Annotated in this window: 14 protein-coding genes and 1 tRNA gene; 7 read left to right on the forward strand and 8 right to left on the reverse strand. The window is 54.4% G+C overall.

What is annotated here, in order from left to right; genetic code table 11:
• Positions 1-117: 117 nt before the first annotated feature.
• The 7 genes from ADH68_RS06655 to ADH68_RS06685 all read left to right on the forward strand — a co-directional run bounded on the left by ADH68_RS06655 (position 118) and on the right by ADH68_RS06685 (position 8,745).
• Positions 118-1,101 carry a hypothetical protein gene (locus ADH68_RS06655; protein ID WP_068961482.1) on the forward strand — a complete coding sequence of 328 codons (984 nt, stop codon included), beginning with the start codon at positions 118-120 and terminating at the stop codon, positions 1,099-1,101.
• Positions 1,102-1,167: 66 nt separating this feature from the next.
• On the forward strand, positions 1,168-2,214 hold the full coding sequence (locus ADH68_RS06660; RefSeq protein WP_068961481.1) for a 4-phosphoerythronate dehydrogenase: 1,047 nt from the start codon (positions 1,168-1,170) through the stop codon (positions 2,212-2,214).
• Between the two features lie 134 nt (positions 2,215-2,348).
• A complete protein-coding gene (gene frc / locus ADH68_RS06665; protein WP_068961480.1) occupies positions 2,349-3,659 on the forward strand; it encodes a formyl-CoA transferase in 1,311 nt (436 codons plus the stop codon).
• A gap of 127 nt (positions 3,660-3,786) precedes the next feature.
• A complete protein-coding gene (gene oxc / locus ADH68_RS06670) occupies positions 3,787-5,541 on the forward strand; it encodes an oxalyl-CoA decarboxylase (RefSeq protein WP_084274237.1) in 1,755 nt (584 codons plus the stop codon).
• Positions 5,542-5,641: 100 nt separating this feature from the next.
• Positions 5,642-6,622: an AEC family transporter gene (locus tag ADH68_RS06675; RefSeq protein WP_068961479.1), complete on the forward strand. Its 981-nt coding sequence runs from the start codon at positions 5,642-5,644 to the stop codon at positions 6,620-6,622.
• 198 nt (positions 6,623-6,820) lie between these two features.
• Entirely contained in the window at positions 6,821-7,810 is a 990-nt protein-coding gene (locus ADH68_RS06680; protein ID WP_128712233.1) for a hypothetical protein, read from the forward strand.
• 122 nt (positions 7,811-7,932) lie between these two features.
• Positions 7,933-8,745, forward strand: a complete 813-nt coding sequence (locus ADH68_RS06685) for a glycoside hydrolase family 16 protein (RefSeq protein ID WP_068961477.1) — start codon at positions 7,933-7,935, stop codon at positions 8,743-8,745.
• A gap of 1 nt (position 8,746) precedes the next feature.
• On the opposite strand, the gene ADH68_RS06690 is transcribed toward ADH68_RS06685, so the two are convergent.
• From ADH68_RS06690 to ADH68_RS06720, 8 genes are all read right to left on the reverse strand, one after another.
• Positions 8,747-11,935: an efflux RND transporter permease subunit gene (locus ADH68_RS06690; protein WP_068961476.1), complete on the reverse strand. Its 3,189-nt coding sequence runs from the start codon at positions 11,933-11,935 to the stop codon at positions 8,747-8,749.
• Positions 11,936-12,322: 387 nt separating this feature from the next.
• On the reverse strand, positions 12,323-13,447 hold the full coding sequence (locus tag ADH68_RS06695; protein ID WP_068961475.1) for an efflux RND transporter periplasmic adaptor subunit: 1,125 nt from the start codon (positions 13,445-13,447) through the stop codon (positions 12,323-12,325).
• Positions 13,448-13,470: 23 nt separating this feature from the next.
• Positions 13,471-14,916 (reverse strand): efflux transporter outer membrane subunit, encoded by a 1,446-nt coding sequence (locus ADH68_RS06700; RefSeq protein WP_068961474.1) that lies wholly within the window; start codon positions 14,914-14,916, stop codon positions 13,471-13,473.
• 265 nt (positions 14,917-15,181) lie between these two features.
• A complete protein-coding gene (locus ADH68_RS06705) occupies positions 15,182-16,378 on the reverse strand; it encodes an MG2 domain-containing protein (RefSeq protein WP_068961473.1) in 1,197 nt (398 codons plus the stop codon).
• 56 nt (positions 16,379-16,434) lie between these two features.
• Positions 16,435-18,060, reverse strand: a complete 1,626-nt coding sequence (locus tag ADH68_RS13920) for a hypothetical protein (protein ID WP_068961472.1) — start codon at positions 18,058-18,060, stop codon at positions 16,435-16,437.
• A gap of 124 nt (positions 18,061-18,184) precedes the next feature.
• Positions 18,185-19,750, reverse strand: coding sequence for a TonB-dependent receptor (locus ADH68_RS06710; protein WP_068961471.1), 1,566 nt, complete (start codon positions 19,748-19,750; stop codon positions 18,185-18,187).
• A gap of 1,042 nt (positions 19,751-20,792) precedes the next feature.
• On the reverse strand, positions 20,793-24,002 hold the full coding sequence (gene carB / locus ADH68_RS06715; protein ID WP_068961470.1) for a carbamoyl-phosphate synthase (glutamine-hydrolyzing) large subunit: 3,210 nt from the start codon (positions 24,000-24,002) through the stop codon (positions 20,793-20,795).
• 804 nt (positions 24,003-24,806) lie between these two features.
• A tRNA-Pro gene (locus ADH68_RS06720) sits at positions 24,807-24,879 on the reverse strand.
• Positions 24,880-24,971: the final 92 nt, after the last annotated feature.

Here is a 24,971-nt window from a genome sequence, read left to right on the forward strand (position 1 = left end):
ATATACAATTACTCAAGATAGAAGAGGCGGTTGAAAGGCCGCCTCATTCTGTTTGTTCAAAACTCCCGTCTGCCTCCTGTCTGTGATGACGAGGCTGTTGGATTTTTCAATTAAGATATGAAAGAGCAACGAATCACCGATTTCTTGCATTCGCGCTACGGATTCATGCTGATGGCCCTTATGTCGGTTGCTGCGGCCGGTGGCGCGTACATACAGGCTCCGACCATGGCGCCCGGGGCCGGATGGGGACCGTTGATGTTTTCATTTGCAGAATGGTTCTCGAAAATACCGCCGGTGTCTCTGGCAGTAGCCGTGGCGCTCAACTTTTTTATAGCGCTTCTGCTTATCTACATCAACAAGCACTACAATGTGCTACGCTCCATATCCTACCTGTTTGCCGGACTGTTTCTGGTGATGGAGGCGGCGCTCCCCACGCTTTTTGTGCATATGTCCGACGGCATATTTATAGCTGTGGTCGTTCTCCTTTCTCTCATACCGCTGTATACCACCTTTCAGGATTCTGAGCGCACACGCCGGGTGTTCCTGAGTTTCTGCATCGTAAGTGCCGGTGCATTGGTCGACATTACATGTGCGGCCTATCTTATAGCCTTGTTTGTCGGATGCTTCCAGATGAGATGCATCACACTGCGCACGATGCTGGCCGCCGTATTGGGTATCATCACACCATGGTGGATTGCGTGGGGCACGGGAGCGCTATCTGTAGCGGCGATTAGACTCCCTGAGTTTGTAAGCCTATTCTCGGTGCTTGAGGTCATGAAGATAGCCCAGGTACTGGTATATGCCGGCACATCCCTGGCGCTCGGCATCGGATTCGGAATGTTCAATCTGCTGAAGATTTACAGCTACAATGCACGCACACGCGCCTACAACGGTTTCCTTGTCGTTCTGGCCATTACCACGGTCGCGCTGATGGTGGTCGACTACAACCGTCTTGTCATATACCTGCCGATGCTCAATGTGTGTACAGCCATACAGATGGGCCACTTTTTCATAATCAACCGGCGTAAGCGCAGCTATATCCCTGTCATATGTGTTATAGGTATATATGCCGTGCTTTACCTGTGGGCGTTGTCCTTGTAGCCCCATGGGAAAATTTCTGTGATGGTAATCCCGAATAACTGCACGATTGATAGCTTTTCTGTCATTATGAAACTTATAATTGAAAAAAACATCCCATTTATCCAAGGCTTGCTCGACGGCATGGCCGATGTCGAATATCTCGCTCCAGAGGACATTACTCCCGAGACGATGCGCGATGCCGACGCGTTGATTACGCGTACACGCACCCGATGTGACGCCGCTCTGCTCGAAGGCTCCCGTTGCCGGTTTATAGCCACTGCCACAATCGGCACCGACCATATCGATCTCGACTACTGCCGTGCCCGTGGTATCACCGTGGCCAATGCGCCCGGATGCAATGCTCCCGCGGTCGCCCAATATGTGTTTGCTTCCATTCTGGCCTACCGTAAAGCCTTTGGGCTTGCCAGAGACGTTTCGGATGTCGATGGGTGCGACTCCCGGTTGAGCAATATGAGTCTGGCCGTGGTCGGTGTAGGAAATGTCGGCTCCATCGTAGCTCGCTGGGGCGAGGGACTGGGGATGCGAGTGCTTCGTGTCGACCCGTTGCGCGCAATGGCCGAGGGGCCTGCCGGATTCTCCACTCTTGCCGATGCCGCCCGTGAGGCCGATGTCATCACTTTCCATACTCCGCTTACCCGCGATGGCTACTGTCCGACCTACCATATGGCTGATGCCGTTTTTTTCAACACTCTTGAGCGCAAGCCGCTGGTCATCAACAGTGCCAGAGGGCCGGTAGTCGACAATGCCGCGCTTGTGGAGGCTATCGATGGCGGCAAAGTAAGGGCTGCGGCCATCGACTGTTGGGAAGGCGAGCCGGGCATATCTCCCGCGCTTCTTGAGCGTGCATTCATCGCCACTCCCCATATCGCCGGATATTCACGAGAGGGCAAAATACGTGCCACATCAATGGCGCTCGACGCTATCTGCGGATTTTTCGCCCTGCCCCACGTATCGCCGTTGGAGACTGTCGGCTTTCCCGTCCCCGACCACCCTGCGCCCCATGAGATATCGGCCTCCTACAATCCGCTTGCCGACACCGCCGCACTGCGCCTCAATCCCTCAGCGTTCGAAGCCCTGCGCAACGGCTACAATTACCGTCCGGAGGTCCGTTGAATTATCTGATAATTTTATAATTAATTTATTTAAAAAATATGAAATAGTTACCTCGGCGGGTAACTATTTGTTTATGGTAATGTTTATAATTCAGTATAAAGAAAGATTAAAACAAAATCAAACATTCCTGACTTATGAACACTGCACCATTACAGGGAATCAAGGTGGTGGATTTCACCGAGGTTCAGTCGGGCCCGTCATGTACACAGATGCTGGCATGGCTCGGAGCCGATGTAATAAAAATCGAGCGTCCAGGAGTAGGCGACGCTACACGTAAGGAACTTCAGTTCGCTCCCGATGAGCCGTCTTACTACTTCCTTCAGTTGAATTCCGACAAGAAATCTCTTGCTCTCGACGCAAAGACTCCCGACGGAAAGGAAATCCTTACCCGGCTTATTAAGGAAGCTGATATATTTGTGGAAAATCTTCATCCGGGAGCAATGGATAAGCTCGGATTCTCGTGGGAGGCCGTGCATGCCCTTAACCCCCGTTGTATCTATGGCACAATAAAGGGATTTCCGGTATCCTCGAAATATAAGAATCTGAAAGCATATGAACCTATTGCCCAGGTGACTGCTGCCGCTGCATCTACTACAGGATGGTATTCGGATCCCGACAATATGCCTACACAGTCAGGCGCCGCTCTTGGCGACTCCAACACAGGCATGCATCTGCTTATCGGTCTGCTCGCCGCTCTTTGCCAGCGCGAGAAGACAGGTGAGGGCACATATGTGTACCAGTCGATGCACAATGCATGTCTTAACCTCTGCCGTATCAAGACGCGCGACCAGCTTACACTCGACCGTATCGGGTATCTTACCCAGTTCCCGCAATATCCCGACGGAAAGTTCGGCGATTGTGTGCCGCGTGCCGGCAATATCGAGGGTAGCGGTGTGCTCGGATGGACCTATAAATGTAAGCCTGCCGGTGGCCTCGACTCTGAAATCGATGGAAATAATTATGTATATGTAATCCTTCAGCGTGGTGCCAAGGACTTTGAGGCCGCATGCAAGGCTATGGGATTCGAGGACTGGCTCACCAATCCCGACTTCAATACCGCCGATGCTCGCGACCGTCACAAGGATGCCGTCCATCAGCGTATCGCCGCTTGGACTGCCGATAAGACAAAGTATGAAGTGACCGAGATTCTCGGTGCAGCAGGTGTGCCTGTCGGCCCCGTGCTCTCGACTAAGGAGATGATGACCGATGAATCGCTTTACGATGGAAATACCCTCGTGAGGATAAATCAGGGTGGTGATATCGGCGAGTTCGTCACTGTCGGATGTCCGTTTACGATGTCCAACTATCAGCCGCAGTATGGCCCGTGCCCGTCACTTGGCGGCAATACCGATGAGGTGCTCAAGTCACTTGGCTATACCGATGACCAGATAAAGACTTTTGCTCAGAACGGCACTACCGCTTCGCTCGCAGAGCCGAAGAAATGATAATGTGATTGTTTTATGAGGTGGCTTGCCCGCACATGGACACTACTCCCTGTCGGCGCCACCTCTTTGTCTAATTGGCTGTTTGGCAATCTACTCTGCCGGACAGCTCTTGAAAATACTGAACACAATGGCTGATGTTAATACAATAAAATCTGCTGCGCCGGCTTCCGCCGCGGCGCCACATTTTCCTCAGCAGGTGACAGGCATGTATATTCTTGCCGAGACTCTGCGACGACTGGGGCTGATGCATGTCTACGGACTTGTCGGCATTCCGGTCACAGAAGCCGCCTATGCGATGCAGAAAGTGGGCATAAATTACTATGGATTCCGTTTCGAGCAGCAGGCCGGCATGGCTGCCGCTACCCACGGCTACCTGACAAAGCAGCCCGGAGTGCTCCTCACCGTGTCGTCGCTCGGCATGCTCAACGGTCTTACCGCGACTGCCAACGCCACCGTCAACTGCTATCCTATGATACAGATATCGGGTGCATCCGACCCCGATATGGTCGACATGGACATGGGCACATACGAGCAGCTCGACCAGTTGAATACCGCGCGCCCGCTTGTCAAGGCCGCTTTCCGGTGCTCTCATGCCAAGGATATTCCAAGGGCGGTGGCACGTGCCTACCGTGTAGCTGTAAGCGGCCGCCCGGGAGGCGTGTATATCGATATGACTACCCCGGCTCTTGCCGAGATAATGGATGCCGCCGATGTGGAGAAACTGTTCTATAGCCCGGTAGATGTGGCTTCGCCGGTGGCTCCCAATAAGGAGGCTGTGGCGCGTGCCGCCGATATTCTGGCCTCAGCCAAGCGGCCCGCACTGCTTCTCGGCAAAGGCGCCGCATATGCGCAGGTCGACAACAAGATAAAGACTCTTGTCGACACATACCGTATTCCATATCTGGCCATGTCCATGGCAAAGGGACTGATGCCCGATGCCGGAGAACTCAGCGCACTGAGTTGCCGCTCAACGATTATGGAGAAGGCAGATGTAGTGGTCGTTGTCGGAGCGCGTATCAACTGGATGCTTTCGTTCGGCCGCGGCAAGTGGAATCCCGATGTGAAGTTCATTCAGCTTGAGGTAGAGCCTTCCGAGATTGACCGCAATGTGCCTGTCGCCGCTCCTGTAGTCGGAGACATGGGGCTCGCGCTCGACATGTTGCTCGACGAGATGAAGGGGCGCTCTATGTCGGCCGACCCGGCATGGCTCGCTTCGCTGCAGGCCGACACAAAGACCAAGAATGCCAAGTTTGCCGCCCGTCTGGCCGATGCCGCCAGGCTCTCGCCTATGAACCACTGGAGCGCGCTGTCGGTTGTCAAGCCGGTGCTTGAGGCCAATCCCGATGTGATACTGGTCAACGAAGGAGCGAATACTCTTGACGACACACGCGACTCTGTCGACATGTCGCTCCCGCGCCATCGTATCGACTGTGCCTCATGGTCGATTATGGGCATGGGCATGGGTTCTGCGGTTGGAGCCGCCGTGGCTACCGGCAAGAGTGTGGTTGCTGTCGAAGGCGATTCCGCATTCGGATTTTCCGGCATGGATTTCGCCACAATATGTCGTTATAAACTCCCTGTAACTGTACTCGTGTTCAACAACGGAGGCATATACAACGGCATAGGTGTCAACCCTTCGGGTGCCGATGCGCCTGCGCCTACCACCCTTGATATCGACGCACAGTACAATCTTATCGGTAAGGCCTTTGGTGCCGACAATTACAGGGTCGACAATATCGCCGACCTGCGTGCCGCCCTCGAGGCTGCAATCGCCTCAAAGCGTCCGTGTCTGATTGATGTGCAGCTCGCCGCCGATGCCGGCAAGGAGAGCGGCCACATCGGTTATCTCAATCCGATACCGCTAATAGACTATACCGTGTGACCTCAGCCCGCAGTGCGCCATAAATCCCATGGCGCACCGGGCTGTCGGCGCCCCGTCCTCTCTGCAACCATATTACCAGAATGCCTAACAATAGCGAATTATGAATCTTTCTCATGTCATTCTATATGCCATCGTCCCTATCATAGTGGTGATGCTCGCCGGATATCTTTCCGGAAAGAAGGGTGTATTCACCGGCGACGATGCCAAGAAATTCAACAAGGTAGTGCTTGACTATGCCCTTCCTGCCGCTCTGTTTGTATCTATTGTGCAGGCAACCCGCGAGGACCTTGTTAAGGATATCAAGCTCACTCTGATTTCTACAGTAGGCATCATGGCCTGCTTCATGACGGTTTACTTCGTGTTCCGCATGTTCAAGAAAAACACCGGCGCCGATGCAGCCGTCAGTGCCCTTATCAGCGGCTCTCCTACAATAGGATTCCTCGGATTCGCCGTGCTGGAGCCTATCTTCGGCACATCGCCCTCGGTAGCGCTCGTGGTGGCAATCGTAGGCATAGTGGTCAATGCCATTGGCATACCTGTAGGGCTGTCGCTGATGAATGCTTCCCTCGAAAAGCAGAATCCAGGCTCGACCAAGCATGAAAGTGCGTGGAAACCTGTGATACACGCTCTTGAGCAGCCTGTGGCCTGGGCACCGATACTGGCTGTGGTGTGGGTTGTGGTCGGCATTCCATGGCCGGCCTATCTGAGTCCCTCGTTCGACCTTATCGCTAAGGCCAATGCCTCGATGGCTGTATTCTCCGCCGGCATCACTCTGGCTGCAATCAAGTTTACTGTCAACTGGCAGGCAGTGCTCGGCTCGATATTCAAGATGATAATGATGCCTGCCGTGATTCTTATCCTCGGCCTGCTCTTCCATATGGATCCGCTCAACCTCAAGATGCTGGTTGTAGCAGCCGCTCTGCCCCCTGCCTTCTCCGGTATAATCATTGCCGATGAATACAACACATATGTCGCTACAGGCACATCCTCACTTACCCTCTCGGTAATTCTCTTCATCGGATTCTGCCCGTTGTGGATATGGCTTACCGATGCGGCCCTGCGCTCGGGTTTCCTCTGCTGACAATAATCTTTTCCTATAGATATAATAATATTCCCGCCTACAGGATTTTCAAACTGAGAATCCTGTAGGCGGGAATTTCATTTATGTCACCACGGCTATGATAATTTTACGGTTTAATGTTTTTCATGTTCTCGATGTAGTGGAATTTTGATTTGTGGAGTAGTATTGCTAACTTGCGATTTTTAAAGGACTAAGCGCATGGAAAAACGGATTGCTATGTTGTGCCTGTGGATTTCAGGCATTTTATCGGCTATGGCTGCTGACCGACCGGCTCTCGATTTGTCGGTTGCCGGGGTGAAGCCCGACAGTGTCGCGCTTATATCGACATGCCCTGCCGTATCGTTCCCCGAGATAGATGCCATAGGGCCGGAGTCGATGTTGGCACGCCATAACAAGGAGTACAGGATGCGTCCGTTTCGCAGGCCGTTTATGTTCGACATTTTGACGGGTCCGGCCATAGCCCTCGGATCGCATGGCAGCCGCCATGACTGGTCCGGTCCGCGCCCTAATGCCGTCAACTGGTTCACAATCCGAATCGCATACTATCCGTTGCATCATTGGGGAGTATATCTTTCCACTTCATATTCCTCCTACAAGCCTCGCCGTTACTGGGCCGATATCATAGGGCTTCCACTTGTGACACCTTCTTCGGATGGATGCCTTATGAGCACACCGCTGTTTAATGTGTCAGGGGAAATCGGTATTTCATATCAGGTGCAGTACAGGAAATGGGTATTGCAGGCCAGAGCCGGATACGGGATATTTAGCATGGGAGCGGATGAGGATATAATGGGAATATACTATCGGATGGATGACCATTATGTTTATCCGAAATTTGAGATATGCCGTCATATCAGGTCGAATTATGTCTCTGTCGGGCTGACCGCAGGATATCGGCTGGCCAGAGGCGTCAATGTCGTGTTGGAAGCCGGATACCGTCTGCCGTTCCATTATCCTCATATTTGGCTCAGTTACTTCGCACCGGGCGGCCATCATTATTCCGGTAATAATGAGATGCATATGCCCGGAGCGGTTGCCGAGAAAGAGATAGTGTCTTCGCCGCGGTGGGGACATGACCTTATGATTTCCTGCGGTTTTCAATTTGTGCTCGATACAGCCCGTACGCCACGCACCAAAGCCTCTCCGCGCCATAAATTCACGGCGCCTCGCTATTTCCATACCCGCTGACTCCCCGGCATAGCAGGCAAACTCAATACCTGTTTCATAGGAATCCGTGTAATATTGAGTGTATTTCAGGATTTATCACTATATTAGCGCGAAATTTAATAACTTAAAACTTTATTTATACCATGAAAAAGAAAATAATGATGTCAATGCCATTGTTGTCTCTCATGTTGCTCGCCTGTGGCGGTAGCGACGATGAAAATGTAATCTCCGACAATAATAAGGAGCCGGGTTGGGAGCTGGTATGGCAGGACGAATTTGACGGCGAGACTGTCGACGAAAGTGTATGGAGCCGCATCACAGAGGGTACCCCCGACTGGAAAAAATATCAGAGCACCGACGACCGTTGCTATGAGAAGCGCGGAAGTTCGATTGTGTTCTATGGAATTGTGAATGACGACAAGGATGCTGACCCTCGCGACTATCTGTGCGGAGGCCTCTACACCGCCGGAAAGAAAGCGTTCGGCCCCGGCCGTATCGAGGTATGTGCCCGTATGACACAGGCACAGGGTGCGTGGCCGGCGATCTGGATGATGCCTTTCCAATCCGACAAGGGGTGGCCTTACGATGGCGAAATCGACATAATGGAGCATCTCAATATGGACAAGTCGGTACATCAGACACTTCACTCAGGCTACATAGATGTTGACAATAACAGAGACAACCCGCTGTATTCACGCCAGTCGCCGGTTGCCGATGTCACCGAATTTCATGTCTACGGCGTGGATATTACAGAGGACAAGGTCGTTTTTCATATCGACGGTGTCGATAAGCTGACCTACCCGCGCATGGCTGTCGACGGACAGTATCCATTCTACCAGGAGTGGGATCTGCGCATCGATATGCAGCTCGGCGGCAGCTGGGTAGGCAAAATCAATGCACGCCAGCTGCCGGTAGAGATGGAGGTTGCATGGGTGAAATATTATCAGTGGCGATAGGTCATACTCCGGAGGCGCCTCCCCCGAGGGTCGAGTCATCGCCCATCGGGGCGGGGGGCACGGTGTCGACATCCTTAAACAATTTGTCGAGATATTTCTCCTGAAATCCCTGCAGGGCAGCCCAGAAGCCGGGCACGAACAGAGTGCCGAACACGGCGTTGATGAGCATGCCGAACACTACCGCCGTGCCGAGCGATACGCGGCTTGCAGCGCCGGCGCCGTGGGCGGTCATCATAGGTATCACACCGAGGATGAATGCTATTGCCGTCATCATAATCGGACGGAAACGTATCACTCCCGCATCCTCGGCCGCGCCGGGTATCAGCACTCCGCCGCGCCGGAAATAGGTAGCATACTCAACAATCAGAATAGCGTTCTTGGCCGACAGACCAAGCACGAGTATCAGACCGATCTGGGTGTAGATGCTTATGCTCTGATCCATGATGATGCATCCTAACACACAGCCCAGCACTGCTACAGGCATCGCCAGCACCACGGCAAGCGGGTCGGTCCAGCTCTCATACTGGGCCGCAAGCACCAGCAGGGTGAGTATGATGGCGAAGATAAACACGGCAGTCACTGTGGTGCCCGACTGTGTCTCCTGGTATGCCTCGCCGGTCCAGGCATAGCTGTAGTTGTTGCCGAGTGTGTTCTTTACGAGGCGTTCCATTGCCTTTATCCCTTCCTGCGAACTGTATCCCTTGGCGAGGGTGGCGGTCACCGACGCTGTGCCATACATGTTGTAGCGGGAAGCGGAGGGTTCGCCCATGGTCTGTTCGATGGTGGTGAACGATGCGAAGGGCACCATAGCGCCCGACGAGTTGCGCACACTCAGTTTCATTATGTCGCTGATATTGCCGCGGGCCTCTTCGTCGCCCATCATTGTCACTTGAAACACTCTGCCGAACTCGGTGAAGTCGTTGACATAGCTTCCGCCCGTGTATCCGCTAAGCGAACTGAACACATCGCTCATAGTGAGACCCTGCATCTGCACGCGGTCGCGGTCGATATTCAGACGGTATTGTGGCACGACACCCTGGTACAGCGATGTGACGCGCTCGATTGCAGGCTCTTCCTTGGCCGCCTCCTGCAGTGAGGCGACAGCCTTGGCGAGTTCTGCCGCTCCATGGTTGTTGATGTCGAGCAGCTGCATTTCGAGGCCGGCCGACATGCCGAGTCCGGGTATTGATGGAGGGTTGACGGAGAAGACTATCGGTTCCTGCATGCGTGCGGCTATGGCGTCGACCTTTTCCATGATTGCGTCGACCCCCTGTCCTTTGCCGGTGCGCTCTTTCCAGGGGGTAAGGGTTACGAACAGTGAGCCCATATTGCTTGCCGCACCTCCGCCCATGAATGAGAATCCGCTTATGCTCATCACATTCTCGACCTCGGGTATCTCTTTGCGTATCATGTCGGAAAGTCGGTTGACAACTTTCTGTGTGCGCTCAAGCGATGCGCCCTGAGGGAGCTGGATGGAGCTCATGAAATAGCCCTGGTCCTCCTGGGGCACATAGCTTGTGGGATGGTTGAGAAACAGAATGAATCCGAATACGGCTATCGCGATAAAGCCGCATGTCGACAGCCACGGTCTTTTCAGCAATGTATGGATACAGCGCTTGTAGAGATTCTCGGTCGCCTGATACCCTTTATCGAACCACCGGTAGATGAAGAATTTTGTCTTCTTGCGCGGGGTAAGAAACAGGGCGCACAGAGCCGGGGTGAGCGTGAGGGCGTTGAATCCTGAGAATGCCGTGGATACGGCTATCGTGAGGGCAAACTGCTTGTAGAGTTCGCCGGTGATGCCGCTCACAAAGGCAGTGGGGATAAATACCGACAGGAGCACGAGCACTTCGCCGATTACAGGGCCTGTAAGTTCCTCCATGGCTTTTTCTGCAGCCTGGCGCCGCGAGAGTTTTCCTGCATCGACAAGGCGCGAGCAGTCTTCCACCACCACAATGGCGTCGTCGACTACAATGGCGATTGCCAGTACCAGGCCGAAGAGCGTGAGGGTGTTGATGGTAAAGCCCATTATTTTCATTACGGCGAATGTGGCGATGAGGCTCACCGGAATGGTAATCATGGGGATGACTACCGCACGCCAGTTCTGTAGGAATAGCAGGATTACAATCATGACGATGAGGGTGGTCTCTACGAAGGTGACAAGCACATCGTCGATTGAGGCTGTTACGAAGTCTGACGAGTCGAGTACGATATTGTATTTCACACCCGGGGGGAAGTATTGGGCAAGGCGTTCGAGCTCGGCGCGCGAGTTCTTGCTTACCGACAGTGCATTGGCACCCGGCAACTGCTTGATGCCGAGCAGTGCGGCCTCATGCCCCGACACAAATGTAGTGGCCGAGTAGCTGATACTGCCGAGGTCGGTGCGTGCCACATCCTTGAGCCGTAGCAGCCCGTCGGCACCGCTGCGTATGATGATATCGGAGAATTCCTGGGCAGTGTTGAGGTTGCCTTTGCTGACGAGTGTGAACTGGAACGCCTCGTCGGTCGGTGCAGGAGATGCGCCTACCGAGCCGGCCGACACTTCCATGTTCTGCGACTGTATGGCGGCGGTGACATCCTGGGGTGTCAGGTTGTAGAATCGCATCTTCTCCGGGTCGAGCCATACGCGCATACTGTAGCTGCCTCCGCCGAATGCCTCGACTCCGCCTACACCTTCTACGCGCGACAGAGCGTTGACGAGATTGATGTTGGCGTAGTTGGTGAGATATAGGGCATTGTAGCGCCCGGTGCTGTCACCCTCGAGCGAGCAGAACAGCACGATGTTGGTCGATTCCTTGTTGACAGTGACCCCCTGTTGCGTCACAGCCTCCGGCAGTTGTGGTGTAGCCTGGTTCAGTCGGTTCTGCACGTTGATTGCAGCCTGGTCGATGTCGGTGCCCTGCTTGAATGTGATGGTAAGGCCATAGCTTCCGTCGCTTCCTGAGTTGGAACTCATATAGAGCATATCCTCCACTCCGTTGATTTGCTGTTCGATGGGGACGCCTACGGTACGGGCCACAGTTTCAGCATCGGCTCCGGGATATGAGGCCGATACGCTTACGGTCGGTGGAGTGATGTCGGGAAACTGCGCGACGGGCAGTGAGTTTATTGTCAGCAGTCCCGCTATCACCATGAGTATGGCGAGCACTGTGGCGAATATAGGCCTGTCTATAAAGAATTTTGAGAACATGGGCTTAGAGCTTGTTTAATAATAAATGTTACCGTCAGGGCGGTCAGTCGGCGAGCAGATTTTCGCTTGTGATGAGGGAGTTATGGGGTTCCATAACGACCGAAGAACAGGCGGAAATATGCCGGCGAATGACCGACTGGAGGTAATTTGTTCCATATTGTTAATATATTTTTACATTTGCTTTAAAGCAGGCAAGAGATTGAATGGTTATAAAGCTACCTTTTGTCTCGTATATCTTGGCCGCTTTTCGCCATGACCCTCAGTCATGTACATAAAGTACACTCCTTCGTCACATGTCGAAAATCGACTCAAGCTATACGACCCTGGCGGCAACATTTATTATTAAACAAGCTCTTATTGTTTTAGGGCATGAGAGTGTCGGATATGCTATCTTGCCTCGACCGGTTTTACCTCCATGCCGTCGCGTACCTTGAGCATGGCTGAGGTGACATAACGGCTCTCGGGGCCAATTCCTTTGGTGACTATGCGCAGTGAGTCGCGGTATATGTCGCCTGTCTCTATGGGGGTGTAGACTATGCGGTTGCTGTCGTTGACCACATACAGGTATTTGCCGAGCTGGTCGGTGCCTATCGAACTGTCTTTGACCAGCAGGGCATGGGACGAGGCGCCGAATGGCATGTGGACTGTCACATACATTCCGTCTCGAAGTTCGCCGTAGGGGTTGTCGACGATACATTTCAGGGTGATTGTACCGGTACTTTTGTCAATAATCGGCGAGGTGTAGTAGAGGTCGCCTGTGTATTTGTGTGCGAGTTCATTGTCAAACGACAGGGGCACTTTTCGGAATATCTCTTCCTGCGGGGTGCCTCTTATTCCGAGCATCTGCTGGTACTGCGGTTCGGAGATTGAGAATGTCACCACTACCTCGGCGTCATCGTATATCGTGGCGAGAGTGAATGGCGATCCGCCTCCGGATATGTAGGCGCCGGGGTCGACGGTCGACGAGGTGATGTGCCCTTTGAAAGGTGCTCGTATCGTGCAGTAGCCAAGGTTGGTGAGTGCCAGATTGAGCTGTGCCTCCGCCTCCTTTATTGCTGCCGCCGACTGTTCCATATTGCTTTCGGCCTGGATTACGTCGAGTTTGCTGACGGCGTCGCTTTCGAGGGCTTTTTTCATAGCCGCAGCCTGGTTGGAGGCGTAGGTGTATTCGCTTCGGGCGGTTTCAAGCGATGCGCGGCTCTGCATCACGGCGTCGTTGTACTGGGTGGGCTCGATTGTGAAGAGCACTGTCCCTTTGTCGACAAGTGAGCCACTTGTGTAGTCGCGGGTCAGCAGCGTGCCGTTTACGCGTGCCACGATATCGGCCGAGGCTCTGGCGCCGGCGGTTCCGGGATAGGTGCGGTATAGCATCACCGAGTCGGTGACTGGACGTGCGACATCTACGGCGAGTACCCCGTCGGAGTGGTCGGAGCTTTTATCATTGTGGCATGAGGGGAGTATGGTCAGTGCCGTGCATGTAAGCAGGGCTGTCATATGGTATATCTTTTTCATAATCGTTTAGGAATTTAGGCGTTTTACATGTCGGCGGCATCCCATCCGCCTCCGAGGGCCTCATAGAGTGTGATGAGGGCAGTGAGGGCGTTTCCACTTGCTGTCACTACCGAGTTCTGATATTCGAGAAGGTTCATCTGTGCCGTCACAACGTTGTTGAACGGCGACAGACCGCGCTTGTACAGGTCGAGCGACAGGTCGAGCGATTTGCGGCTCTGCGTCACCACGTCATCGAGTATGTCAAGGTTGCGCAGAGTGCCGGCATATGTGGTGATGGCGTTGTCGACTTCCTCCACTGCCGTCATTACGGTGTTATTGTAGCTCTCGATGCCGATTTCCATCTGTTGGCGTGCGCTCGCCATATTCGCGCGTCTCGACATGCCGTCGAAAATTGTCCATGTAAGGGTGGGCTCTATCGAGTAGGTGAGGCTGTTGCGCGAGAAGAGGTCGCCGGCGCTGTGAGCGCCTGTGCCTATCGACCCATTGAGCGAGAGTGTCGGCAGGAAGTCGCGTTTGGCTATGCCGAGTGCTGCGGCATACGATGCCAGCTCATACTCCGCCTCCACGATGTCGGGACGCCGGCGCAGCAGTTCGGCGGGTACGCCTACCGGCACAATCTGGCGGTGGTCGGGTAGGGGACTCGTAGGCTCAAGCAGGTCGTTGATGTCGCGCGGATATACTCCGAGCAGCAGGGCTATGGAGTTGATGGTGGTGCGTATCGAGGAGCGCAGAGTGGGCATTGACGCCTGTGTGGAATAGTACACGATTCGGGCCTGTGTCACATCGAGCATCGATGCGAGCCCGGCTTCATGGCGTGCTTCGGTTATCTTGACTATCTTCTCCTGCGATGCGATATGCTCCACGGCCACCTGCCACTCGGCCTGCCAGACACGCAGATTCACGTAGGCTTTGGCTATGTTGGCACAGAGTGTCACCATAGTGGCCGCATATTCGGCACGGGTGGCGTTGTAGAGCGCTTTCTGTTGCGATGCCTTGGCCGAGATTTTGCCGAACACATCGATTTCCCAGCTCATGTTGAGTCCGAGCGAGAAGTAGTCGGTTGTGGTGGCAGGCATGGACACGTTGCCCAGAGCGCCCGACGAGCGTGCTTTCGTCCAGCCGCCCTGTAGTCCGAGCGACGGATAATATCCGGCCCGTGCGGCGTTGAGAGCCTCCTTGGCCATGACTATGCGCTTACCGGCGATTACCACGTTGGGGTTGTTTTCGATGCCGCGGGCTATCAGCGAATCGAGCAGAGGGTCGCCGAGCTGATGCCACCAGTTGTCGTCGGTAGGTATCGACTGGTTGAAGTGCTCGTCGTAGGTCCAGTGTGACGGCACGGAGTCGGTAAGCGCCGCCTCTCCGGTATTGTTTCCTCCGGCATAGGCCGCCGCGGCATAGAGTGCAAGGAATGCGGCAAGGAGGGTGTGGCGCAGATATCCGGCAGGTTTGCGAAATAACAGATACATGTGGTAGAGAAGTTATTAAACAAGCTCAAAGTAAGGTTTACGCTCAGGCATTGCGGGTAGCATGGTCGCGGTAAAGTCCCGGATAGCCTGTGGCGTATTGATACTATAACCTTTCATTGCCTCAATTGGTTAGCATTCCTCTACTGTATTTAACAACTTTTAAACGCACTCTCCGTGGCGGTCGGGGTATGCCGATATGACACGCGGCCCGTGTTTTCCAACTGTCGGAAAACACGGGCCGCGGGGGTACTCAATCATATTTTGTCTATTCCTCGGGAGCGGTCCATACGAGGCGCTCGCTCAGAGGGTTGCCGTCGGCGTCAATCAGCAGCAACTGGCTTATACCTTCGCCGAGGCGTTCGCGCGGTATTCGCACCGGGGTGCCGGCGGCGATAGGCGATACGCCTTTGAGAATGCCGCGTGTATGCACCACGAGCATAGCCCCGGCAGGCACATTGCCCACGGCGCTTGCCGTGATTGCGGAGTGGGTGTTTTCGCTACCGGCCACATGGATTACAGCCGCACGGCTGTCGGCCTCGGGCAGCGCGTAGCTGTCGGTGCCGACTTTCAGGGTGTATTTTTCGCCTGTTTCGGGAGTGATGGTAAATGTCCCCATTCCGGCATGAAGTGTGTTGAACCCGCATATCGATTTGCCGTGGCTGTCGACTACCTCGCCGGCGATGTCGCGCCCGAGGCCGTCGGTGCCGATGGCTTTCACACCTACCTTGCATGGTATGCCGGGGATGAGGTATCCGCCCTCGGGATGGAGTGTGACAGAGATTGTCGTGTCGGCTGAGGGTAGCTTGATATAGCGGGCGTAGTTGCCGTTGCTTACAAGTATGGTGCCCGCCTTGCGCTCATTTTTCGAGAGCTGGAATTCGACTGTAGGCTCACTTTTCTTGATGATGCGTTCCTCTTCGCCGGCTTTTATCTTCATGGGGTTGACGGTGCTTTTGCGCTCTACGGTCATGCGGTTGTTGACCAGGCTCTTGATGTCGAAACCCTCTCTCAGAGCGTAGGGGCTGAGCACTTTTACTCCCTTTCGGAAGAAGTACTCCTGTCCGATATTGCGCATGAATGTGGTGTAGGCGCTCAGGGTGTATGTCCCCTCGGGCAGTTCTATCGGCAGGGGGATATAGCCGGTAAACCGGCCTTCGTGTTTGAGCAGTTTAACGCGCTTTACCAGTTCGCCTGTCGGAGTGGAAAACTCTACATATACGTAGCGGCTTGCATCGGCCTGGCGGTGAGTGGCGGCATCGACCACAAACGGGCGCATCCATATGGTGTCGCCGGCCAGATACACACCCTGGTCGGTGGTGATGTGTATCGCCTCCTGCGGATATTCGAGCAACTGGCGCTCCATTCTTGCCGAGATGCTGTCGGGGTGTAGGGCGGCATGCATTGTAATGGAGGCTCCCGCCGCCACGATTGTAGTCATTATCGAGGTTATTATCTTTTTCATACGAAGTGTAGTTATTGGGTGGATGGTTTTGTTTTTTCCGGAGATTGGGCTACATGTTATTTTCTGTAATCTACAGTCTTTCCTTCGGGCGAAATGCCTTCGATTGTCACTGCGATGTCGGAGGCTCCCTTTCCCGATGGAATCGGCAGAACAAGCTCGCCTGACAGATCGGCCACGGGAATCCATGCGACAGTAGCGCCGTTCTGCTCTTCGATGGTACCCTCAGGAGTATATGCCGGCATGTAATATTGTTTCCGCTTCTGATAGCCGAGTGGCATCACCGCACGGAATTCGGGCGAGAGCTTAGCCTTTATTTTACCGGGATTCTTGGTGGTGATGTTCAGTACGCCTCCGTTCCTCTCGTCAAGGATGGAGATGTTGTTGAGGGCGCTACGGTAAAACAACATCGACAGATGCGGCGGGATGAATGACACCGTCTCGTTGTCGATGAACGGGTAGATGTTTTCAAGATCGGAAAGTTTCAGTTTGTCGCTGAATAAGCCGGTGTCTATAGAGTTGGGAACATCAGAAATAGTACTCGCAGCGCCGGGAAGGGAGACGCCAATAGTGGATTCGGAGGGAATTGAGTAGGGAGAAGGTTCTGAACCGAGAGGTTGTGCATTTTGATTGGGTTTCCCTGACAGCTGCATTATCTTTGAATGCTGTTCGGGATATACCGATAGGTTCTTGTATCGCAGACGCTTCAACTCCGCCGGCGATGAGCCGATATAACGTCCGTCAACCCATACAGCCATCGGCACCTGTTGGAAATACAATTGGTCGTTGACCACGTTTACACCGGGGACATTGGCCATCGCCTGCTCGTAGCTGCGGATATCGGGATTGTCATCGGGATGGATACAGGCGGAGGCAAGTATGTCGATCGGGTTGCTTTCTTGCCGCCGCCTCGTGCCGCGCACGACTACCTCCTTCAGGGATATCTGCATGCCCTGGGGCGAGGAGTTGAGGCGCGCCACGTAGCCCTCCCAGTCATCATCTTCGGATGCCGGAGTTGGGATGATGGAGATAAATGATTCATCCTCGGGGAGTGACGTGATGGCAGGAAAGGAATCGAATTCGGGGTGGATGTTCTCTTCGAGTTTGCCCTTTACGTTCATGGCGCTGATTACGAGTGCAGTGGAGTCGGGCCATTCGAGCCCTTTTATCGAGAAGCGGCCAAGTGAGTCGGTTGTGGCGGAAGCGCCGTCGGCCATGCGCGGAGCAAGGACGTTGGCGGTGACCCCGGCGAGTGGCTTTCCGCGCCATTTCGAGCGGATTACTCCGTCGAGCTGCGCTCCGATTTCCAGCGGGTAGGGGAGTGAGTCGTTGATTTCGCCGCGAATTGCCGCCGGCATGTCGTAGCGTGTCCATCCCTGAGTCAGCATCAGGGCGTCGGCTGCGGGGTCGGCCTCACGGCGCGGTGCGCGCAGATACCATGCGGCATCCTCTACGTGCCCGTGCAGGTCGCTCTGCATCAGCAGCTGCGAAGCTATGGTGACTGTGGTGTCGGGCACACCTATGCTGCGATCGATGACCGCGACGGCCACGTCGGCGCCATCCTCTACCGCCGGAATCACCACTACCTTGCGGGCCGTGTCGATGCGGCACTGGATGCGCGTCGCCGCCCCGACATCAGTGAGAACGAAAACGCTCGCAATTATAGCTAAAATTGCCTTTTCCATACGTTTTCAGTGATATTATTGTATAAATCTGCCGCAAGTTAGCAATAATTAGATATGTTTACAATTATGTTAATGATTTTTAACCCGTCAGTCACAGGTTGTGCCTGCCAATGATTCGTATGTGTCAATCCTGTTTTATGACTGTATCGACAATATGGCCGTTGCCATCAAAGCCTTCTACGATTATGCCCAGGTGGTTTATATCGGCTGAAGGAGGTATGGGGATTGCTATGGATTCCACCGGACATGCAGAAGGAATCCATGTCAAAGTAGCTCCACGTGGGATGTCGGGGTCAGTGTCGGCAATGTACTCCGGCACATAGAACGACTTAGGCCTCTGATATCCTAATGGAGTGACGCATTTGAATTCAGGTGAGAGTGTATGGTGTACCTTCCCGGGATTTTTGGTTGTGATATTCAATACTCCGCCACGCGTATGTCCTTCGCGCCGGAAAAGTGTCGACAGATGAGGGGGTATGTATGCCACCGATTCGTTTTCCAGGAAAGGGTACATTGCCTCCAATTCCGAGATATTCAGCTGATTGTGGAGTAGTCCGCTACTTGAATAAGAGGCCTGATTTTGTCCGTATATAGCACTGTTTACCTCTGCCATGGAGGCGGAATTTCCAAGTCCGAAGTCGGAGGATTGCACGGAATTGTAGCTTGGTCTGTAGACTGACAGCGATGTGCTGTTGCGTATCCTCGATGCTCCGTCGGCCGAACCAAGATAGCGTCCGTCGACCCACACGGCTACAGGAGTCTGGTGGTACATCAGCTTGTCGTTTATTATATTTACTCCGGGGATACCGGCTACAGCTATTTCATATGATTGTATATTGCGGTCTTCTCCCGGACGGATATATACGGAGGCGAGATAATCAATGGCATTGCTTGCGTTGCGGGGACGTCGGCCGTGCACTACTACTTCTTCAAGCAGATTATGCATACCCTGTGGGGATGCCGCCAGTCTGTTTATAAACAGATTCCACTCCGACTCGTTATCTGACCGGCCGGATGATGATATATTCGCGGAAGTTTCAAGTTCCGGCTCCGAGAATGTTGAGATACGAGGGAAAAAGTCGAATTCGGGATTGATATTTTCTTCAAGTTTACCTTTCCGGTTGGTGGCGCTGATTACGAGAAATGTCGAGTCGGGCCACTCGAGTCCTGTGATGCAGAAGTGGCCGAGCGAATCGGTCAGTGCTACCGCTCCGTCAGCCATTCGTGGAGCGAGCACTTTTACTGTGACACCTGTCAGTGGCTTTCCGCGCCATTTCGAGCGGATTACTCCGTCGAGCTGTGCACCGATTTCCAGCGGGTAGGGGAGTGAGTCGTTGATTTCGCCGCGTATTGCCGCCGGCATATCGTAGCGCGTCCATCCCTGAGTGAGCATCAGGGCGTCGGCGGCAGGGCCGGCCTCGCGGCGTGGAGTGCGCAGATACCATGCTGCATCCTCTACGTGTCCGCGCAGGTCGCTCTGCATCAGCAACTGCGAAGCTATGGTGACTGTGGTGTCGGGCACGCCTATGCTGCGATCGATGACCGCGACGGCCACGTCGGCGCCACCCTCAACCGCCGGAATCACTACTACCCTGCGGGCTGTGTCGATGCGGCACTGAATGCGCGTCACCGCCCCGACATCAGTGAGAACGAAAACGCTCGCAATTATAGCTAAAATTACCTTTTTCATACGTTTTCAGTGATATTATTGTATAAATCTGCCGCAAGTTAGCAATAATTAGATATGTTTACAATTGTGTTGATGATTTTTAACCCGCCGGTCACAGGTTGTGCCTGTCAATGACTCGTATGTGTCAATCCTGTTTTATGACTGTATCGACAATATGGCCGTTGTCATCAAAGCCTTCTACGGTTATTTGGTTGTGATATTCAACACGCCGGTACAGGGTATAAGGAGTGTAGTCGAGGAATGGCGCGGTTGGTGTTAAGTCGCCGGGCTACGCCGGGCATTTCGGGGGGGAGGAGGCCAACCCCACCCTGCGAACCGCTAATGCGGCTCTTGGGTGGGGCTAACGTTGTAGACGCCCCCAAAGGGGCTATGCGCTAACGCGTTGGGTTGTGGATGGGGCCAAAGGGATAGGTGTTAAGGAGGTGTGGGCTATGCGCTAACGCGTTGAGTTGCAGGTGGGGTGGGGCGTGGTATAGTCCGCAATCGTGTTTCTTTTGATTGTATCTGTTATTCTATATGTTGGTGCATAGTTTGTTATGGCTGTCTGGGCGGCTCTTGGGTGGGGCTAACGTTGTGGACGCCCCCAGAGGGGCTATGCGCTAACGCGTTGGGTTGTGGATGGGGCCAAAGGGATAGGTGTTAAGGAGGTGTGGGCTATGCGCTAACGCGTTGAGTTGCAGGTGGGGGTGGTATAGTCCGCAATCGTGTTTCTTTTGATTGTATCTGTAATGCTATATGTTGGTGCATAGTTTGTTATGGCTGTCTGCATTCCGCCGATTTCGTTATGGTCACATTGGCAAGTCCCCGCGTTAGCGCATAGCCCCTTTGGGGGCGTCCACAACGTTAGCCTATGGTAAGAGCCGCGTTAGCGGTTCGCAGCCATAGGTCTGTGTCCCCGTCCCTTGGCATGCCCGGCGTAGCCCGGCGACTATTTCGCTAATTGGAGATGACCAAGCCTTGCGGTGTGAGGCCCTTGCCTAAAATAAATGCCGCAGAGTTGTGATGTACTCTGCGGCATTTGTATGGGGTATGTAGACTATAATCAATATTCCTTCCAGGGAGTGATTGATATCGATTCCATCGGACGGTTGATGAATGCCTTCACGTAGGCTCCGGCGAGGCGGGCGTTGGTAAGCAGCGGTATGTTGTGGTCGATAGCCCAGCGGCGTATGCGGTAGCCGTTTGTGAGCTCGCGCTTGGTGTGGTTCTTGGGGATGTTGATTACCAGGTCGACCTTGTGAGAGGCAATGAGGTCGAGCACATTCTCGGTGCTTGTACCCTCTTCGTCGGGCCATCCTACAGCCTGGGTGGCTATGCCGTTGTTGTTGAGGAAACGGGCTGTGCCTTCGGTGGCGTAAATCTTGTAGCCGCTGTCGAAGAGCGCACGGCATGCGTCGAGCATGTCGACTTTGCCGCGTACATCGCCCGAACTTACGAGCACACCTCCCTTGGGCACGTGGTGGCCTACGGATATCATGGCGTTGAGCAGGGCCTCGTCGAAGTCCTTGCCGAGACAGCCTACCTCGCCTGTCGACGACATGTCGACACCCAGTACGGGGTCGGCCTTGTGGAGACGGGCAAAGGAGAACTGCGATGCCTTTACGCCGATGTAGTCGATGTCGAATGTCGACGAATCCTGTCGGTCGACTTTCTCGCCGAGCATGATGCGTGTGGCGGTCTCGATGAAGTTTTTCTTGAGCACCTTGCTGACAAAGGGGAATGAGCGCGATGCGCGCAGGTTGCATTCGATCACCTTTACGTCGTTGTCCTTGGCGAGGTACTGTATGTTGAACGGTCCGGAGATGTTGAGCTCCTTGGCTATCTTGGCCGAGATGCGCTTGATGCGGCGTGCGGTGGCCATGTAGATTTTCTGGGCGGGGAACACGAGGGTTGCGTCGCCGGAGTGTACGCCGGCAAACTCGATGTGCTCCGAGATGGCATACTCGACAATCTCGCCGTTGCGGGCTACGGCGTCGAACTCAATCTCCTTGGCATTCTGGAGGAACTGGGAGATGACCACGGGGAACTCCTTGGACACCTTGGCGGCCTGTCCGAGGAAGCGATGCATCTGCTCGTAGTCGTAGCATACGTTCATCGCGGCGCCTGAGAGCACGTAGCTCGGGCGGATGAGCACGGGGAAGCCTACCTCTTCTACAAACGAGTCGATGTCGTCCTGGGTGGTGAGCTCCTTCCAGCGGGGCTGGTCGATGCCGAGCTGGTCGAGCATGGCCGAGAACTTGTGGCGGTTTTCGGCGCGGTCGATCGACACGGGCGAGGTGCCGAGGATGGGCACGTGGCGACGGTAGAGCTTCATGGCCAGGTTGTTGGGTATCTGGCCGCCGACGCTCACGATGACGCCGCGGGGCGACTCAAGGTCGATGATGTCCATCACGCGCTCAAACGACAGTTCGTCAAAGTAGAGGCGGTCGCACATGTCGTAGTCGGTCGATACGGTCTCGGGGTTGTAGTTGATCATTATCGACCGGTAGCCGAGCTTGCGGCAGGTGCTTGCGGCGTTGACCGAACACCAGTCGAACTCTACCGAGCTGCCTATACGGTATGCGCCCGAGCCGAGCACCACGATGTTGTTGCCGGGGTTCATGTCGTAGGGTATCGCATTCTCGGTGGCGCCGTAGGTCACGTAGAGATAGTTGGTAAGGTCGGGGTATTCCGAAGCCACGGTGTTGATGCGGCGCACCTTGGGCAGAATGTCGAGGCTCTTGCGGTGGGCACGCACGCGGAGCACCTCGGCCTCCATGGTGCCTTCGGGCTTCTCTACGAGACGTGCTATCTGGAAGTCGCTGAAGCCAAGACGCTTGGCCTCGGCAAGCACATCCTTGGGGAGGTCTTCGATTTTGTCGTAGGCGCCGAGTTTGTGGCTGTAGTCGACGATATTTTTCAGGCGCTCTACAAACCAGCGGTCAATCTTGGTAAGGTCGGAGATGCGCTCTACGGTCCAGCCCTCTTCGAGCGCCTGGGCGATGGCGAAGATGCGCAGGTCGGTGGGGTGGGTGAGGGCCTTCTCCAGGTCGTCGAACCGGATGTCGTTGTTGCCGACAAATCCGTGCATGCCCTGGCCAATCATGCGCAGACCCTTCTGTATGATTTCTTCAAATGATTTGCCTATCGACATGATTTCGCCTACCGACTTCATCGACGAGCCGATTTCGCGGTCGACGCCGACAAACTTGGTGAGGTCCCAGCGGGGAATCTTCACAATCATGTAGTCGACGCTCGGAGCCACGAAGGCCGAGTTGGGGGTGCCCATCTCGCCAATCTGGTCGAGGGTATAGCCCAGGGCGAGCTTGGCGGCAACAAATGCAAGGGGATAACCCGAAGCCTTTGACGCGAGTGCCGACGAGCGCGACAGGCGGGCATTGATTTCGATGATGCGGTAGTCGTTGGTCTCGGCGTTGAATGCATACTGGATGTTGCACTCGCCTACGATGCCGATATGGCGCACGGTGCGGATGGCGATATCCTCGAGCATCTTTATCTGCTCGGGGGTGAGGCTTACGATGGGTGCCACTACGATTGATTCGCCGGTGTGGATGCCCAGCGGGTCGAAGTTCTCCATCGGCACTACGGTGAAGCAGTGGTCGTTGGCATCGCGTATTACCTCGAATTCGATTTCTTTCCAGCCCTTGAGCGATTCTTCCACAAGAATCTGGCGTGAGTAGGCGAGGGCGCTCTCACAGTGGCGTGCAAACTCCTCGTCGTTGGTGCAGATGCCTGAGCCGAGACCGCCCAGGGCGTAGCCTGAGCGCACCATTACCGGGAAGCCGATTTCGTGGGCCACACGCTTGGCATCCTCCAGGCTCTCGACAGCCTCGCTGACGGGGGTCTTTACGTCGATTTCCTTGAGTTTCTTTACGAAAAGGTCGCGGTCCTCGGTAATCATGATTGCCTCGACCGATGTGCCGAGCACTTTCACTCCGTACTTGTCAAGCACTCCGCTCTGATACAGTTCGGTGCCGCAGTTGAGTGCAGTCTGCCCTCCGAATGCGAGCAGAATGCCGTCGGGACGCTCTTTTTTGATTACTTCCTCTACAAAATAGGGCGTAATCGGCAGGAAATATACCTGGTCGGCTACGCCCTCGGAGGTCTGGATTGTTGCAATGTTGGGATTGATGAGCACACTGGAAATGCCCTCTTCTCTCAGCGCCTTCAGAGCCTGAGACCCGGAGTAGTCAAATTCGCCCGCTTGCCCGATTTTCAGGGCGCCTGAGCCTAATAACAATACCTTTTTCATATATAAAGAAATTCCTTGTTGTTCGCGTGTCTCTGTCGCGGTCGGCGGCGTCTCTCCGGTGTCCGGCGCATTCTGCCGCTCCCTGTCATAGCGGGATTGTGCGGTTGCGCGTATTCCCACTCCCGCAAAGTTACGACAATTAAGCCGTTTCCGCAATTTTTTGGCAATTATAAAGTATCATGCGGCTCGCGGGGTGCAGTGCCCGGATTGCCCTCGGAAAAAGAGATTGTTTCCCTTGATTGGACGGTGGTGTATTGAGTCGCCGGGCTACGCCGGGCATGTCGAGGGGAGGACCGTGACCCCACCCTGCGAACCGCTATGGCGGCTCTTGGGTGGGGCTAACGTTGTAGACACCGCTAACGCGGCTATGCGCTGACGCGGGGAGTTGTGGATGTAGCTTTTTGTCGCCCGGCGGATTTGTTGCGGGATGAAGCAGTGTTGCGGGATGATGGGTGTGCGAGGAAGATATGAATGAGACTCTTTGTAGCCCGGAGGATTTGTTGCGGCACGCAGGTGTATTGTAGGGCTGTGTATGTGTGCCGGGGAGGGTGTTGTTGGAGTGTTAATTGAAAGTCCTTGGATAGCCCGTTGGATTGCAATGACAACCCTTCGCGTTAGCGCATAGCCCCTATGGGGGCGTCTACAACGTTAGCCTGTGGTAAGCTCCGCGTTAGCGGTGCGCAGCCACAGGTCAATAAGCAACATCTCGGCATGCCCGGCGTAGCCCGGCGACTGATTACTCCTTGCAAATTACAAAAAAACGGATTTAACTCACTGAGCTAAATCCGTTTGTCTTAATAAATGTCGGGGTGAGAAGACTCGAACTTCCGACCTCCACGTCCCGAACGTGGCGCGCTGCCAACTGTGCTACACCCCGATGGCATTTGCGACTGCAAAGATAAGCAATTATCTTGCAGTCGCAAAAACTTTTTTATGATTTTTATTCATTCAGATGTTAAAATCGCTGCA

It is taken from the genome of Muribaculum intestinale, from assembly GCF_002201515.1.
GTDB lineage: Bacteria > Bacteroidota > Bacteroidia > Bacteroidales > Muribaculaceae > Muribaculum > Muribaculum intestinale.